Origin of the sequence: Chryseobacterium koreense CCUG 49689 (assembly GCF_001045435.1) — a bacterium.
Classification (GTDB): Bacteria; Bacteroidota; Bacteroidia; order Flavobacteriales; family Weeksellaceae; genus Kaistella; species Kaistella koreensis.
In genome coordinates this window covers 215,713-230,916 of record NZ_LFNG01000004.1, presented here as the reverse complement: position 1 = coordinate 230,916, position 15,204 = coordinate 215,713, and the positions used below count along the sequence as shown (strand labels likewise).

The following is a 15,204-nucleotide window of genomic DNA, read 5'->3' as shown; positions in this document are numbered from 1 at the left end:
CCTTTGTCTTTTTAAATTCCGTTTTCCGAGAACTCTTCAAACGCAGAATAGTTTTTTATTCCTTTAGACTTGTTCACTTTTCCCATAATTGTGCAATCAATCCGGCTTTTTAGATAGGATGCTAAATCATCAAAATGCCGAACATCAATATAATTAATTCCTGATGCTTTATATCTTTTAGATAATGAAATAGTAAAAGCAGCCCAGTTGAATTTTTCTCCCTTTTTACTTAGTTCAATTTGTTTCCAATCGCCATATCTTTTTTTTAAATAATCAATATAGTTCTTCTTAGAAAGCTCTTTCCCCAATGCTCCGTCAGGTAATTCAATTTTTGCTTTTACAGGCTTGGATTTTTTTACAAACTTTGGAAAATACTTATGTAGCAAAGCCTCTGATTGTTCAATATGCTTTGTAACGGTGTCCCATCCCCAATAATATAAATGAAATGGAAGTTCCTTTTCTTTTCTGATTTGATTGAGGTATTCCTGTATTTGCACATCGTCACGGAAGGTAGAAACAAAAACAAATTTGTCGAAATCAATAGCTAAGTCCCTCGATTTTTCTAAATCGGTGTTTATATCCTGAATTAGATTTTTCCTGATAGTTTCATCCTTTCTTCCAATGCTCTTCAATTTGCATTGAATAACCGTTTTGGTTTTAGTAGAAAAGACATCAATTCCTTTCTGATTTTGTCCTTTTACACCAAACGTCTGAAAGTCTGTATTCTCATATGACGAAGTATTCTCTACAAAATTGAATAAATCACAAGTAAGTTCCTCAAATAACCTTTCATCTTTTAAAGGAGGTAGTTGATAGTTCGCCATCTAAAAAAATCGTTTAAAAATTGTTTCCTGTTCGGTATCTGAATATTCAGCAATCACTTGTTTTGACCAATCAAAATCAAACTTTCCAAACTTATTTTCATCGCCGTTTAAATCAATTTCATCTTCATTGAAAGTAAGTATATATTGAAAGTTATGCAGCTCGTTCGATTTGTGGTACATATAGTTCAGGACATTGGATATTGTTTTGTATGATATGGCGTGAAATACACCATCGTGTACAAGAAAATCAGGGATATTGCGTTTATCAATCCTGCTTTTTAAGAATACCATTAAATCATACGCTACAATTTTCAAACGTTCCTGTCCCAAAGCATCTGCTTTTGGAATTTCCAGACTTATTTTAAATGGCAACTGATTTCTTGGCGAAGTAGAGTTTAATGTGATATTAAAATAAGAATTATCAAATTCTTCATCCAAATAGATAGCATTTTCAAGAATTTGCTGAAATAATAATCTCAACTCATCAAGATAGGTTTGTTGCTTATTTAGTTCACTAACAATATCTCTCTTTAATTCTGCAATGACAATATTGGAATTTCCTAATATTTCCTCTATTTCGTCAATTTCCCTTACAATTGAGGTGTTCCGTTCTAAAAGTGTTTTTTCATTCACTAATCTTTCGTAGGTACTCTCAATCCTGTCCAATGCACCTCTCTCTTTTAGCAATGAAAATAATTGGCTCCTGTTCTTTTCTAATTTTTCAAGCTGTGTTAAACTTTGGTCTATTGATGATTGTAATTTCTTTTCTTCTTCCAATAAATATTTATTTCTATTCGCCAGAAGTTGTTTTTTAAAGTCTATAACTTCATCTAAACTCTTTTTTACAAAGTTGCCAAATGTAGATACGGTTTCATTGTAGAGCTTACGAATTTTGTCCAGGTCGATAGATGTTACATCATTGTAAGAGGATTTGAGTTTTTCTAATTTACGGTTTGTATTATGATAGATGACAGATTGCTCGTTAATTTCAGATATAACCTGATTTAGCTTTTGCTCTATCTCTTTGTGATTAGCAAGAAAGTTGTACTCTTTCAGGCTATTCTCAAGTGCTACAATATCTTTTTCGATTTTTAGCCGCTCGGTTCTAAACTCCTGAATATCTTTCCCTGTATCTGCCTTAACCTTTTCTGATAATGATTTTACTGTATTATTGTATCTTTCATATTCAGAAGAAACTTCGTTATATTTTAAAAGTGTTTTAGTCGGGAGATTAAGCAAATAAAAATTATACAACGCCTTTTCTCTTGCATTGGCGTTATAAGAAACAAAATTTAAAGGGTCAACTCTCTGCTGACTTTGCAAGTCATCCTTAACAAAAAATTCCATCAACGTTCCATATCTTTTTCCCTCAAAGAATACTTCGTTGTTCTCTGTCGGAAAAAATATCCCTTCCAGCAATTTCGGCATTTCAGATTTTTCATATTCATCGAGAGCATCCGGTCGCTTCCCGAAAAATATTTTTTTTGTATCGGCAAAGCCCCTCTTGAGAAAATATTTTTGTTCCTGTACTTCAATTTCTAAAGTAATCGTGTGTTCATCCTCACGTAAAAAGTCATACTTTTTTTGAGCAAATCTTTTTTCTGCTTTACCGCTTAGTAAGGTAAAATCAACAAGCCTGACCAACGTAGATTTGCCAATACCATTAATCCCTCGTGCTTCTTTATCCCCAGAGTATTTGCCCAATATGATGTTTATTCCATTGTGAAATGGAACAGCATCTATAAGGTTGGTTTCTGAATATATTCTAATTAACATTGTCGAATAAACTTGTTTGATTTTCTTCTTGGCTTTCTTTCTTTACCAATTTAATTTTATATCCTTTTTTCTCAATACTGCCAATTGTATGCAAAAAGGTTAAAGCATACAGAAAAAGGTCGGGTGTTCTATCTTTATCCCTGTTTAAAAACTTATTCATTATATCATCCACGATGGTATATTTGTTTTTAAAAGGGGAATTGCCCATAATACTAATAATATCTGCTCCCAATACCATAAGATTGGTTTTAAGATTGCTTTCTGGCTGCGGTAATATCATAGTTCATTTTCTGTTTTTCTGCCTATTAAACACTGCTCAAACATATAAAGCAATATAGATTTTACACACTTCACATATTCATCATCTTTAATGTTTCCATATGCTGTTGTATATTGGTCGGTTAGATTATATAATCTATCCTTGAAATTTCCTGAAAGTTTATTGTAATCATTTATAACTCTTCTTTTCAGGGTATTAATCTCATCATCGTTATATCCCGAAAGTATATTGGTAATCGTGTTAAATTCTGCCATAACCAGTACCATTTCCGAGTTCATTCCATCCCAATCTTCCTGCTCAAAGTTGAGTTCGATTTTCTTTTGGGGAGGGACTAATGATTTCCTGTCGAAATGCAGAGCCTTATCTTCTTCGCTTGAAGCATTCAATAAGTCATTAATAATTTCCTGAATATAGTCCTGTATAAAAAAGTTCTCAATCCCCAAATAAGCTGCAAGTTTTCTTTTTTTACTTGATACAAGTTCATCAACAATAGAAAGAATTTGGTCTATACCCTTAATCGAAGTATCGCCGTCCAAACTCTGAATTAGCGTAAATTGTTCCGGTGATACTTCGTGGTTTACGTACATTTCCCAATTTGGAAATTTGTCTTTCCAGTTTTTCTGGTATTTTTCGAAATCTCCTTCTTTGTTTGTTGCCCCTAAAACTTTCGTTTCAAAATCAGTTTTGCTATATTTTCTTGGTGCGTAACAAGCCAATATTTTTTGTTCGGGTAAAATAGTACCGTCATTGCCTTTATCCTTATTCCTTCTAATGGGCGTATAGTTATCAACGCCATATTTCAAAAGAAACAGTTCATCAATAAATTCTTCGAACTCAAATCCTTCTTTGGATTGAATTTGCATTTTAAAAGCGTTCTTCAATAATTTATCCATATACAAATCAGAGTTCCAAATTAATTTTAACTGTACCGTCAAATCCCTTTTCTACTATCTCTTTAAGGGTTTGAAGTTTGATATTATTGCCATAATCAGTTTCAACCTTAGAAATGTAACTCCTTTTCTTACCCACTTTTTGGGCTAATTGTTCTTGAGTTAGCTGTCTTTGTTCTCTGGCTTCCTTCAGCATTTCTCCAATATGTCTGCCTGATATTTTCATCTCAAAAAGGATTAAAATTGACTTTATTACGAATGTACAAATGTAATTTAAAAGTTGCATTGAACCAACTGTAAATTGTATAAAAAGCATTTGAAAATTTCCACTCTCGTTCTGAAAATTCCCACCAACAAAGCCACTCACAGCCAAACACTTCCTTTGACTGCCACTTTCTTATAACGCCTCTTTTTCCACAAGACATTTGTCCCGAAAGCTCGCAAGGTGCGGGATAAAATGTAACAAATAAATGTGTTTCAATTATGGAAAAACAGAGAAAAAAAGTTTTGCTGGCAGCCGTGGCGATGCTGTCAGGAATTGGTGCGTTCGCACAGGGAAACGGTTCGGCAGGTATCAACGAAGCTACTCAAATGGTAACAAGCTATTTCGACCCCGCCACCCAATTAATCTACGCCATCGGTGCGGTGGTTGGGCTCATCGGAGGCGTTAAGGTGTATAACAAATTCAGCTCCGGCGACCCTGACACGAGCAAGACTGCGGCAAGCTGGTTTGGTGCGTGTATCTTCCTGATTGTTGCCGCTACCATCCTGCGTTCATTCTTCCTGTAATCCTTTGCTTATGAATAGTTACAATATTAACAAAGGCATTGGGCGTACAGTAGAGTTCAAAGGATTGAAAGCGCAATACCTGTTCATTTTCGCAGGCGGACTGCTCGGTACGCTTATTCTCGTGATGATACTGTATATGGCAGGCGTAAACTCTTACATCTGCCTGTTCATCGGAGCAGGGGGTGCTTCGCTCATCGTATGGCAGACCTTTTCACTGAACCAAAAGTACGGCGAACACGGGCTGATGAAAGTGGGTGCAAGAAAACGGCATCCTCGATACATCATCTGCCGCAAGCCTGTACACAGGTATTTAAAATTCACTTCTAAACCAAAAGCCGTATGAGAAATGTAGCAAAGACCTCCACTTTGGAAAGCAAATTTCCATTGCTGGCAGTAGAGAACAACTGCATACTTTCCAAAGATGCGGACATTACCGCCTGTTTTGAAGTGCGTTTACCGGAACTGTTCACGGTAGCTTCTGCGGAATATGAAGCCATTCACTCCGCTTGGCACAAGGCGATTAAGACCTTACCCGATTTTACGGTCATTCACAAACAGGATTGGTACATCAAAGAAAGCTACGCCCCCGATTTGGCACAGGAAGATCAGAGTTTTTTATCGAAATCTTATCAACGCCATTTCAACGAGCGACCATTCCTGAACCACTATTGCTACCTGTTCCTGACAAAAACCACCAAAGAGCGTATGCGTATGCAAAGCAACTTCAGTTCGCTTTGCAAAGGCACACTCATACCAAAGGAAATCAGGGATAAGGAAGCGATACATCGCTTTATGGAAGCCGTAGCACAGTTTGAGCGTATTGTGAACGATAGCGGTTTTGTGAGCCTGCAACGATTGAGCGAAGAAGACATCATCGGTACAAATGAAAAGCAAGGATTGCTGGAACAGTATTTTACCCTTTCGAGGGAAGCAGGAACGCCGATGCAGGACATCGCACTCGGTGCTGAAGAAGTCCGTATCGGAAACAAAAGGTTGTCTTTGCACACCCTGTCCGATACGGACGATTTGCCCGGAACGGTATCGGCAGATACACGTTTTGAAAAGCTATCTACCGACCGTAGCGACTGCCGTTTGTCGTTCGCTGCACCTGTGGGGTTGTTGTTGAGCTGCAACCATATCTACAACCAGTATTTGTTTTTGGATAACAGCGAAGCGAACCTGCAAAAGTTTGAAAAATCAGCAAGGAATATGCACTCATTGGCTCGGTACAGCCGTGCCAACCAAATCAACAAAGAGTGGATAGAAAAGTACCTGAACGAAGCACATTCGTTCGGGCTTTCCTCTGTTCGTGCGCATTTTAATATTATGGCGTGGTCGGAAGACCCTGCCGAACTCAAACAGCTAAAGAATGATTGCGGTAGTGCGTTAGCACTGATGGAGTGTAAGCCACGCCACAACACTACGGATGTTGCCACGTTGTATTGGGCTGGAATGCCGGGCAATGCCGGCGACTTTCCGGCAGAGGAAAGTTTTTACACGTTCATAGAGCCAGCCTTATGCTTCTTTACCGAAGAAACCAATTACCACAATTCGCCGTCCCCATTCGGGGTAAAAATGGCGGACAGGCTTACAGGCAAGCCTATCCATTTGGATATATCAGATTTGCCAATGAAGCGTGGCATTATCACGAACCGGAACAAATTCATTCTTGGTCCGTCAGGTTCGGGTAAATCGTTCTTCACAAACCATATGGTAAGGCAGTATTTCGAGCAGGGCGCACACGTACTGTTGGTAGATACGGGTAATTCCTATCAGGGTTTGTGCGAATTGATTAAGGGGAAAACCAAAGGCGAAGACGGGGTTTATTTTACCTATACCGAAGACAATCCCATTGCCTTTAACCCTTTTTATACCGATGACGGCGTGTTCGATATTGAAAAGCGTGAAAGTATCAAAACTTTGATACTAACGCTTTGGAAAAGGGACGATGAACCGCCGACCCGTTCGGAAGAAGTGGCATTATCCAATGCCGTTAGCGGTTATATCGAGCGTATCAAAACGGAAAACGTGTACCCATCATTTAACGGCTTCTACGAGTATGTAAAAGGCGATTACCGCAAGGTATTGGAGCAAAAGCAGGTAAGGGAAAAAGACTTTGACATTGCCAATTTCCTCAACGTATTAGAGCCTTATTACAAAGGCGGCGAATACGATTACCTGCTGAACTCAAACAAGCAGTTAGACCTGCTTTCCAAACGCTTTATCGTGTTTGAAATTGATGCCATCAAAGACCACAAAATCCTCTTTCCCATAGTCACGATTATCATTATGGAGGTGTTCATCAACAAGATGCGCCGACTGAAAGGTATCCGTAAGCTCATCCTGATTGAAGAGGCTTGGAAAGCGATTGCCAAAGAGGGAATGGCGGAATACATCAAGTACCTCTGTGCGCCCGTACAGGCGGCTTAGTAAATATCTCTTTGGCAAGAGATTAGGTTAGTGTTCTTTAAAAACCTATCATCAACCGACTTATCTGAAAGGGAAACTGGACAGGGAGTGAAGCATGTCGGTAAAGTCATAAGTCAGTTAGCTATCAGACTGCTACTGAATGGCAAGATGAAAAGATGGATATGAGGATAAAATCCGAATTGATTAAACGATAGTCCAAGCGATTCCACTTGAAATTATGGCGTAAGATAGCTATCAATCGTCATACTGTAATACTCCACCAGTGAATTGGTATGGTTGGAGCAGGAACTTATTACAGCGCAGTCGCAGTAAGCGTACAAAGGACGGAAGTCGTATCCGACAATCCATCGTGCCAATAGTTATTAAGTCGCAAACGGGGATTACCTAAATCGGAATGCCAAAAGGCTATGAGAGTAAAGCTCTCTGAATATCCGACATGGTAACGGAGCTTTCGTAGTAGTCCGAGCAAGGGAAAGCCTTGTACATGGCGAAGGGAAGCAGCTAATTTTTATTAATACGATTAAAGGAAAATGTGAGAGACATTATGAGAAATCCAGAAAGAGTATTAAACAGTCTAATGGAACACAGTAAAACTTCAAGCTACAGGTTTGAAAGGCTTTACAGGATTCTGTTCAATGAAGAGATGTTCTATGTTGCCTATCAACGCATTTATGCAAAAGAAGGTAATATGACGGAAGGTTCAGACGGTCAAAGTATTGACAATATGAGTTTATCTCGGATTGAAAAGCTGATAGCCTCATTAAAAGATGAAAGCTATCAGCCCCAGCCATCGAGGAGAATTTATATACCGAAAAAAAACGGTAAGATGCGCCCCCTTGGCATACCTGCTTTTGATGACAAATTAGTGCAGGAAGTGATAAGAATGATTTTGGAAGCTATTTATGAGGGACGTTTTGAATATACCTCACACGGTTTCCGTCCAAATCGTAGTTGTCACACTGCGCTGGCTCAGATTCAGAAGTCATTCAATGGAGCCAAATGGTTCATTGAAGGAGATATAAAAGGATTCTTTGATAACATCAGTCATGATGTGCTGATAGGCATACTTAAAGAACATATCTCCGACGATAGATTTATAAGGCTAATCAGAAAGTTTCTGAATGCAGGTTACATCGAAGATTGGAAATTTAATAAAACGTATAGCGGAACACCGCAGGGAGGTATTGTTAGTCCATTACTGGCAAATATTTACCTCGACAGATTAGACAAATACATAAAAGAGTACATCACAAAATTCGATAAGGGAGAAAAACGCAGACCAAGTAGAGTCCGTATGGATTTTGAAAATGCTAGAAGAAGAACTGTAAGAAAACTAAGGTATGTAGAAGACGAAAATGAAAAAGCGGTTTTGATCCAACAGATCAAAGCAGAAGATAAGGAACGTGCAATGTACCCAAGCTCTGAGGAAATGGACACAGATTATAAGAGATTGAAATATGTCAGATATGCAGATGATTTCCTAATTGGGATAATAGGCAGTAAACAAGATGCTAAAGCAGTCAAGGAAGATATTAAAAATTTCCTTAATGAAAAGCTCAAGGTGGAACTGTCAGATGAGAAAACTCTCATTACCCACACGGAAGATTCAGCACATTTTCTTGGTTATGAAATCTTTGTGAGAAAATCCAACGCACAGCGAAGAGATATTGCAGGTCGTTTGAGAAGAACCTATGGAAAAAGGGTATATCTCAAATTGAGTACAGAAACAATGAGGAATAAATTACTTGACTATGGCGTATTGGAATTCCGATACCCAAATGGAAAGGAAATTTGGAAACCAAAAAGCAGGTCTGGACTTATATTCAATGACGACCTTGAAATTCTTGACCGATATAATCGGGAAATTCGAGGGTTCTACAATTACTTCTCTATTGCTAACAACTGTTCTGAACTGCACAACTTCAGGTTTATAATGGAGTACAGTATGTACAAAACCTTTGCTGGGAAATATAAAAGTTCAACGAGAAAGATAAACGCCAAGTATCGTAGAAATGGAAAATTTACAGTAAGGTTTACCACTAAATCTGGTGTTGTAAAAGAGAGATACTTCTACGACTTGGGGTTCAAAAGAAAGAACCCGATGACAGACGCTGGCTTTGATATTTTACCCTATTCCATCTTTGATGCAGGTAGGACAAGCCTTATAGACAGGCTAAAAGCTGAGAAATGCGAAATATGTGGAGCTACGGAAAAGCTTGTGATGCACCATGTGCGAAAACTCAAAAACCTTGAAGGTAAAAAGAGTTGGGAAAGACACATGATTGCGAGAAGAAGAAAGACCGTTGCTGTATGCCACAGCTGTCATCAGAAAATCCATAACGGAACATTAGACTGACAAGATTAGTGGAGAGCCGGATACGCGGAGACGTGTAAGTCCGGTTCGGGGGCGAGTGTTTGGAAACCTACCGTAGCAATACGAAAAGGCGCTGGATGCTTAGCCTACTTAAGACCGTTCGCAAATTCTTCGGAGAAGCGATTGTCGTAACGCAAGAGGTCGATGATATTATCCAGTCGCCCATTGTGAAAGAAAGTATCATCAACAACTCCGATTGTAAAATCCTCTTAGACCAGCGCAAGTATATGAATAAGTTTGACGATATACAGGCAATGCTGGGGCTTACCGATAAGGAGAAAGGGCAGGTACTTTCTATCAATATGAACAACGACCCATCAAGGCTTTACAAAGAAGTCTGGATTGGTTTAGGTGGTACGCACTCGGCAGTCTATGCCACCGAAGTTAGTTTGGAGGAATACCTCGCCTATACCACCGAAGAAACCGAAAAAATGGAAGTAATGCAGCTCGCTGCTGAACTGGACGGAAACGTGGAACTCGCCATTAAGCATATCGCTATGCAACGGCGTGACAATTCAAATCAATAGTCATTAACAATTTAAAATTTCAAGAAAATGAAAAAAATCCTTTTTATGGTGTGTACGGCACTAATGCTTGCCGTTGCACCGTCCGCAAAAGCCCAATGGGTAGTAACCGACCCCGCAAACCTTGCATCGGGCATTCTCAACAGTGCGAATGAAATCGTACAGACTTCTTCCACCGTAAGCAATGTGGTTAAGAACTTCAACGAAGTGAAGAAAGTGTACGAACAGGGCAAGGAATATTACGACAAGCTGAAAGCCGTCAACAACCTTGTGAAAGATGCCCGTAAGGTGCAGCAAACGGTTTTGCTGGTAGGCGATGTTTCGGAAATGTACGTGCAGAATTTCGGCAAGATGATGAACGACCCCAATTTCTCGCCGCAAGAGCTGACCGCTATCGGTAACGGCTACTCCGCATTGCTCAATGAAAGTACCGAACTGCTGAAAGAACTGAAGCAAATCGTAACCTCATCCAGCCTTTCGCTGAACGACAAAGAGCGTATGGACATCATCGACCGTGTGTACAAAGAAGTAAAAGACTACCACAGTCTTGTACGCTATTACACCAACAAAAATATTTCTGTAAGCTACCTGAGAGCGAAAAAGAAAAACGATGCCAAAAGGGTGCTTGACCTATACGGAACTGCTAACCAAAAATACTGGTAACAATGGAATGGGATAATCTTCACGAACTCCTGCGTTCGCTTTATGACGATATGATGCCGCTTGCAGGCGATATGGCGGCAGTGGCTAAAGGTCTTGCGGGATTGGGTGCATTATTCTATGTGGCATTAAAGGTTTGGCAGGCTTTAAGCCGTGCCGAACCTATTGATATGTTCCCATTGTTACGCCCGTTTGCTTTGGGGCTTTGCATTATGTTTTTCCCAACCATTGTATTGGGAACTATCAATGCAGTGCTAAGCCCCGTTGTAACGGGAACACATTCCATACTCGAAGACCAGGTGCTTGACCTGAACAAGCTGCAACAGCAGAAAGACCAACTGGAATATGAAGCAATGGTCAGAAATCCCGAAACCGCCTATATGGTATCGGACGAAGAGTTTGACAAGAAGCTGGATGAATTGGGCTGGTCGCCCTCCGACATCGGCACGATGGCGGGTATGTATATGGACAGGGGTGCTTATCAAATAGAAAAAGCCATAAAGGATTGGTTTCGCAATCTACTGGAGATACTCTTTCAGGCGGCGGCTTTGGTTATTGATACCATAAGAACATTTTTCCTGATAGTCCTCTCCATACTCGGACCGATTGCCTTTGCAATTTCCGTATGGGACGGCTTTCAGTCCACGCTCACGCAGTGGCTCACGAGGTATGTGAGCGTTTACCTGTGGTTGCCTGTTTCCGATTTGTTCAGTTCGATGCTGGCAAGGATACAATCGCTGATACTGGAAAAGGATATAGCAATGCTTTCAGACCCGACCTATATACCCGACACCTCCAATACGGTGTACATCATCTTTATGATTATCGGCATCATCGGGTACTTCACTATCCCGACAGTAACAGGCTGGGTAATCCAAGCTGGAGGCGCAGGAAACTTTACCCGCAATGTAAACTCAACAGCAATGAAAGCAGGAAACCTTGCCGGAGCCGGAGCTGGTTCAACGGTTGGAAACATCGGCGGTCAGTTACTTAAAAAATAATGTAAAACAATAATCATTCTTAAAAATGGAATTTAAAACGCTAAGAAATATAGAAAACAGCTTTCGGCAGATACGTTTATATGCCATCGTGTTTGCCGTTCTCTGCATAGGCGTAGTAGGATTTGCCGTGTGGAAATCGTACAGCTTTGCAAATGAACAAAGGCAAAAAATCTATGTGCTGGATAATGGCAAATCACTGATGCTTGCCTTGTCGCAGGATGCCAGTATTAACCGACCTGTGGAAGCAAGGGAACACGTCAGGAGATTTCACGAATTGTTCTTCACGCTTGCACCCGATAAGAACGCTATTGAAAGCAATATGAGCAGGGCGTTCAACCTTGCCGATAAATCAGCTTTCGACTATTACAAAGACCTGTCTGAAAAGGGCTATTACAGCCGTATCATTTCGGGTAATGTTCAGCAACGAATTGAGGTAGATAGTGTGGTGTGCAATTTCGACAATTACCCCTATGCAGTGCGCACCTATGCCAAACAGTTCATCATCCGTTCGAGCAACGTAACACGCCGTAACCTGATTACTTCCTGCTATCTCGTCAACTCCGTTCGTTCGGATAACAACCCGCAGGGATTTAACATCGAAAAGTTTGCGGTAGTAGAAAACAAAGACATCGAAGTTATCGAACGCTAAAAATTAAGGATATGAAACAGTTACTTGATTTAGACGCATTCGCAAAAACGCTGACCGATAAAGGGTATGACGGTTATTTCCAAACGGAGGCAGCTTATGCCGACAAAATCAAAGACAGCATCAGCAGGTTTTTAGAGGCTTGTAAAAATGGGATGGATAAACCGATGTTGCCCAACATTATGATGCTGACAACTTACCTGCAATGGAATGGCGATGATAAGCCAAAGGTTGAATGCAATATGTGGGTAAAGTATGAAGACGGTCTTTTTGATGTACAGAAGATGAATATTGAAAGGATAGACCAATACGGGCAATTATTGAAACAATCCAAACTGACAGACCTCTCTACAAGCTCGGTTCCGACAAGGAAAGAAGCCATTGCCCAAGTGTCTGACAAACCTAAAGAACAGTTGTCTTCCCCGAAAAGGCGGTTTAAAATGCGATAACCGAAAATCATTAAAGTATGAAAAAATTAAGAGCAACTATGGACAGGTTTTTTGATAAGCTCGATGAGCGTTGGCGGGCTTTGCCAGTGCGCAAGCAGCATCAATACACGTTGTACTTTTTTGTGGGTTATCTCTTGCTTACGGCAGGGGTTATTGGCAAAGTAGTGTACGATACGGGCAAGCCGAATGATACCATCAACATCAGGCATATCGAGAACCCTGTCCTCAAAAGTAAAAATCCTGCAAGGTTGCAGGATAGTGTATCAACAATTTTAAAAAATCAGTTTTATGAAAGAAAATGAAAAAAGGGTCAGCATTCTCGTTGAGGAAGGCGACCAAAGTAAAGCATCCAATCTGCTGGATGATAAAAAGAACAGCAAAGACCGCCTTAAAAAGCCCTTGATATTCGGTTTGATGGCGATTGTCTTCTTAGGCTGTATGTACCTCATCTTTAAACCGTCAAAGGATAAAAAAGAGGTCGAAAACATCGGGCTGAACGATGCTGTTCCACAAGCTACCGGGGCAGGAATGCCCGACAGCAAAGGCAAAGCGTATGAGCAGGAAATGCTGGAACAAAAAGACCAGGAGAAACGCAATGCCCTTACCACGCTATCCGATTATTGGAATGAGGACAGCTCATCTGCCAACGCCAAGAGCGAAGAAGATTTTGTAGAAGAGGAAGAAAGCAACGGCTATGGCAGTGGCAGAAATTCGGGACGTTATGGCAATCCTGCCTTGAACAGCTACCGAAATACACAAAGCACGTTAGGCTCATTCTATAATAACGACAATGCAGAAACAATGGAACTCCGCAGGCAATTGGATGAGCTAAAAGAAAAACTGGCTGATAAAGATGTACCTAAAGCAACAACAGTAGATGACCAGCTTGCCCTGATGGAGAAATCCTATCAAATGGCTGCAAAATATCTTCCGCAAGGTAATAGCAGCAATGGAGAAGCCACACCCACAAACGGTACAGCTTCGGGAGCTTCGACTGCCAGCCAAAAAGAGCATTTTGTATCATTTACGCCCACAAGGAAAAACACCGTATCAGCCTTGTATCGTGAGCCAACAGACAGCGAATTTTTGAACGATTTAAACCAGACCAAAAACAGGGGCTTCTATACCGCAGGTTCTACTGAACAGGTGGTACAGCCGAAAAACAGCATCAAAGCCTGCGTACACGATGCACAAACCGTTGTTGGGGAAACGGGCGTAAGGCTTCGTTTATTAGAGCCTGCCAAAACGCCTAATCGTACCATTCCCAAAGGAACTATCGTAACGGCGAATGCCAAGTTTCAGGGCGGTCGTTTACAGCTAAAGGTTACTTCGGTAGAACTGGAGGGTAATATCATTCCCGTAGATATTACCATTTACGATTTGGACGGGCAGCAAGGCTTGTACGTTCCGTATTCGCCCGAAATGAACGCACTTACCGAAATGGCGGGCAATATGAGCCAGACAGGAGGAACGAGCGTGATGCTTACGCAGAATGCCGGACAACAGGTTGCTGCCGATTTAAGCAGAGGCATTGTACAAGGAATTTCGGGCTATTTCGCAAAGAAAGTACGTACACCAAAGGTTACGCTCAAAGCAGGGCATCAGGTCTTCCTTGTATCAAAACAATAATGTTAAACTAAAATAATTTTATAATGAAAAATCTTTTTAAAACACTTTGGGCATTTGCTCTGACTATCGGCTTAGCCGTAAATTCTTTTGCGCAGGACAGCATCAGAACTCCGCTTGCATTGGGCAAGATAGAACCATACAAAATGGAAGTAACCTACGATAAAACTTCGCACTTGATTTTCCCGACTGCCATTCGTTACGTGGATTTGGGAAGCGAATACCTGATTGCAGGTAAAGCCGAAGATGCGGAAAACGTACTACGAGTAAAAGCATCGGTAAGGAACTTTGAACCGGAAACGAATTTTTCAGTAATTACCAATGATGGACGTTTTTACAGTTTCAGTGTGTATTACAGTTCCTACCCTGAAGCAACAAGCTATGACCTGCTAACAATGCAAAAATCAGTAGATAGAACCAACGGAAACGATGTGCTTTTTGAAGAATTGGGCAACAATTCGCCCTCACTGGCAGGCTTGTTACTGGAAACCATTTACAAGAAAGACAAGCGCATTGTAAAGCATATCGGGGCTAAGAGTTTCGGCATTCAGTTTATCCTCAAAGGCATTTACATACACAACGGCAAATACTATTTCCATACCGAACTGCGTAACAAAACCAATGTTCCGTTTGAGATTGATTTTATCAATTTCAAAGTGGTGGATAAAAAGGTTGCCAAACGTACCGTAGTGCAGGAAATTCCTTTGACACCGCTTAGGACTTACAAACCATTGGACGGCATAAAAGGAAAATCTACCGAGCAAAATGTATTCCTCTTAGACCAATTTACCATTGCCGATGATAAGATACTTCTGATTGAGATTTTCGAGAAGAACGGCGGCAGGCATCAAACATTGCAGGTGGAAAATTCGGATTTAATCAAGGCTCGTTTGATTGACGATATGCACCTGAAATTTTAATAACCCATTTAAAAC

General features: G+C 40.5%; 16 protein-coding genes and 1 pseudogene. 12 read left to right on the top strand and 5 right to left on the bottom strand.

Translation table 11 applies throughout. The annotated features are described in order from the left end of the window. Positions 1-11 precede the first annotated feature (11 nt). From ACM44_RS03935 to ACM44_RS03915, 5 genes are read right to left on the bottom strand one after another with little or no spacing between them, the layout of a single operon-like run. Positions 12-824: a hypothetical protein gene (locus ACM44_RS03935; protein ID WP_002996025.1), complete on the bottom strand. Its 813-nt coding sequence runs from the start codon at positions 822-824 to the stop codon at positions 12-14. After that, positions 825-2,600, bottom strand: coding sequence for a DUF2326 domain-containing protein (locus ACM44_RS03930; protein ID WP_002996024.1), 1,776 nt, complete (start codon positions 2,598-2,600; stop codon positions 825-827). It abuts the gene before it with no gap. After that, positions 2,590-2,880, bottom strand: coding sequence for a hypothetical protein (locus ACM44_RS03925; protein ID WP_002996022.1), 291 nt, complete (start codon positions 2,878-2,880; stop codon positions 2,590-2,592). The genes ACM44_RS03930 and ACM44_RS03925 overlap by 11 nt, the downstream gene beginning before the upstream one ends. After that, a complete protein-coding gene (locus ACM44_RS03920) occupies positions 2,877-3,773 on the bottom strand; it encodes a hypothetical protein (protein WP_002996021.1) in 897 nt (298 codons plus the stop codon). The genes ACM44_RS03925 and ACM44_RS03920 overlap by 4 nt, the downstream gene beginning before the upstream one ends. Positions 3,774-3,780: 7 nt before the next feature. Next, on the bottom strand, positions 3,781-4,137 hold the full coding sequence (locus ACM44_RS03915) for a helix-turn-helix domain-containing protein (protein WP_227533391.1): 357 nt from the start codon (positions 4,135-4,137) through the stop codon (positions 3,781-3,783). A 116-nt stretch (positions 4,138-4,253) separates the two neighbouring features. On the opposite strand from ACM44_RS03915, the gene ACM44_RS03910 reads away from it, so the two are divergent. The 12 genes and pseudogenes from ACM44_RS03910 (at position 4,254) to traN (ending at position 15,189) form a co-directional block, all read left to right on the top strand. Next, a complete protein-coding gene (locus ACM44_RS03910; RefSeq protein WP_002979435.1) occupies positions 4,254-4,559 on the top strand; it encodes a DUF4134 domain-containing protein in 306 nt (101 codons plus the stop codon). A 10-nt stretch (positions 4,560-4,569) separates the two neighbouring features. Next, the gene (locus ACM44_RS03905) at positions 4,570-4,902 is read left to right on the top strand and encodes a DUF4133 domain-containing protein (protein WP_002996016.1); all 333 of its coding nucleotides are present in this window, start codon (positions 4,570-4,572) and stop codon (positions 4,900-4,902) included. Further along, positions 4,899-6,980: pseudogene (locus ACM44_RS03900) on the top strand (TraG family conjugative transposon ATPase); the annotation flags it as partial. The gene ACM44_RS03905 and the pseudogene ACM44_RS03900, both read left to right, overlap by 4 nt. A gap of 553 nt (positions 6,981-7,533) precedes the next feature. Beyond that, positions 7,534-9,345: a reverse transcriptase/maturase family protein gene (locus ACM44_RS03895; protein ID WP_048498772.1), complete on the top strand. Its 1,812-nt coding sequence runs from the start codon at positions 7,534-7,536 to the stop codon at positions 9,343-9,345. A 59-nt stretch (positions 9,346-9,404) separates the two neighbouring features. Continuing rightward, positions 9,405-9,890: a TraG family conjugative transposon ATPase gene (locus ACM44_RS03890; RefSeq protein WP_168712017.1), complete on the top strand. Its 486-nt coding sequence runs from the start codon at positions 9,405-9,407 to the stop codon at positions 9,888-9,890. A 27-nt stretch (positions 9,891-9,917) separates the two neighbouring features. Next, positions 9,918-10,550, top strand: coding sequence for a DUF4141 domain-containing protein (locus ACM44_RS03885; protein ID WP_002996013.1), 633 nt, complete (start codon positions 9,918-9,920; stop codon positions 10,548-10,550). Positions 10,551-10,552: 2 nt separating this feature from the next. Then, positions 10,553-11,548, top strand: coding sequence for a conjugative transposon protein TraJ (gene traJ, locus ACM44_RS03880; RefSeq protein WP_002996010.1), 996 nt, complete (start codon positions 10,553-10,555; stop codon positions 11,546-11,548). A gap of 25 nt (positions 11,549-11,573) precedes the next feature. Further along, positions 11,574-12,197: a conjugative transposon protein TraK gene (gene traK / locus ACM44_RS03875; RefSeq protein ID WP_002996009.1), complete on the top strand. Its 624-nt coding sequence runs from the start codon at positions 11,574-11,576 to the stop codon at positions 12,195-12,197. An 11-nt stretch (positions 12,198-12,208) separates the two neighbouring features. Continuing rightward, entirely contained in the window at positions 12,209-12,643 is a 435-nt protein-coding gene (locus tag ACM44_RS03870; RefSeq protein WP_002996007.1) for a hypothetical protein, read from the top strand. Between the two features lie 17 nt (positions 12,644-12,660). Continuing rightward, a complete protein-coding gene (locus ACM44_RS03865; RefSeq protein ID WP_002996005.1) occupies positions 12,661-12,945 on the top strand; it encodes a hypothetical protein in 285 nt (94 codons plus the stop codon). Continuing rightward, complete coding sequence (gene traM, locus ACM44_RS03860) at positions 12,932-14,272, top strand: conjugative transposon protein TraM (RefSeq protein ID WP_002996003.1); 1,341 nt, start codon at positions 12,932-12,934, stop codon at positions 14,270-14,272. The genes ACM44_RS03865 and traM overlap by 14 nt, the downstream gene beginning before the upstream one ends. A 23-nt stretch (positions 14,273-14,295) precedes the next feature. Beyond that, on the top strand, positions 14,296-15,189 hold the full coding sequence (traN, locus tag ACM44_RS03855) for a conjugative transposon protein TraN (RefSeq protein WP_002996001.1): 894 nt from the start codon (positions 14,296-14,298) through the stop codon (positions 15,187-15,189). The last annotated feature ends 15 nt before the right edge of the window (positions 15,190-15,204 follow it).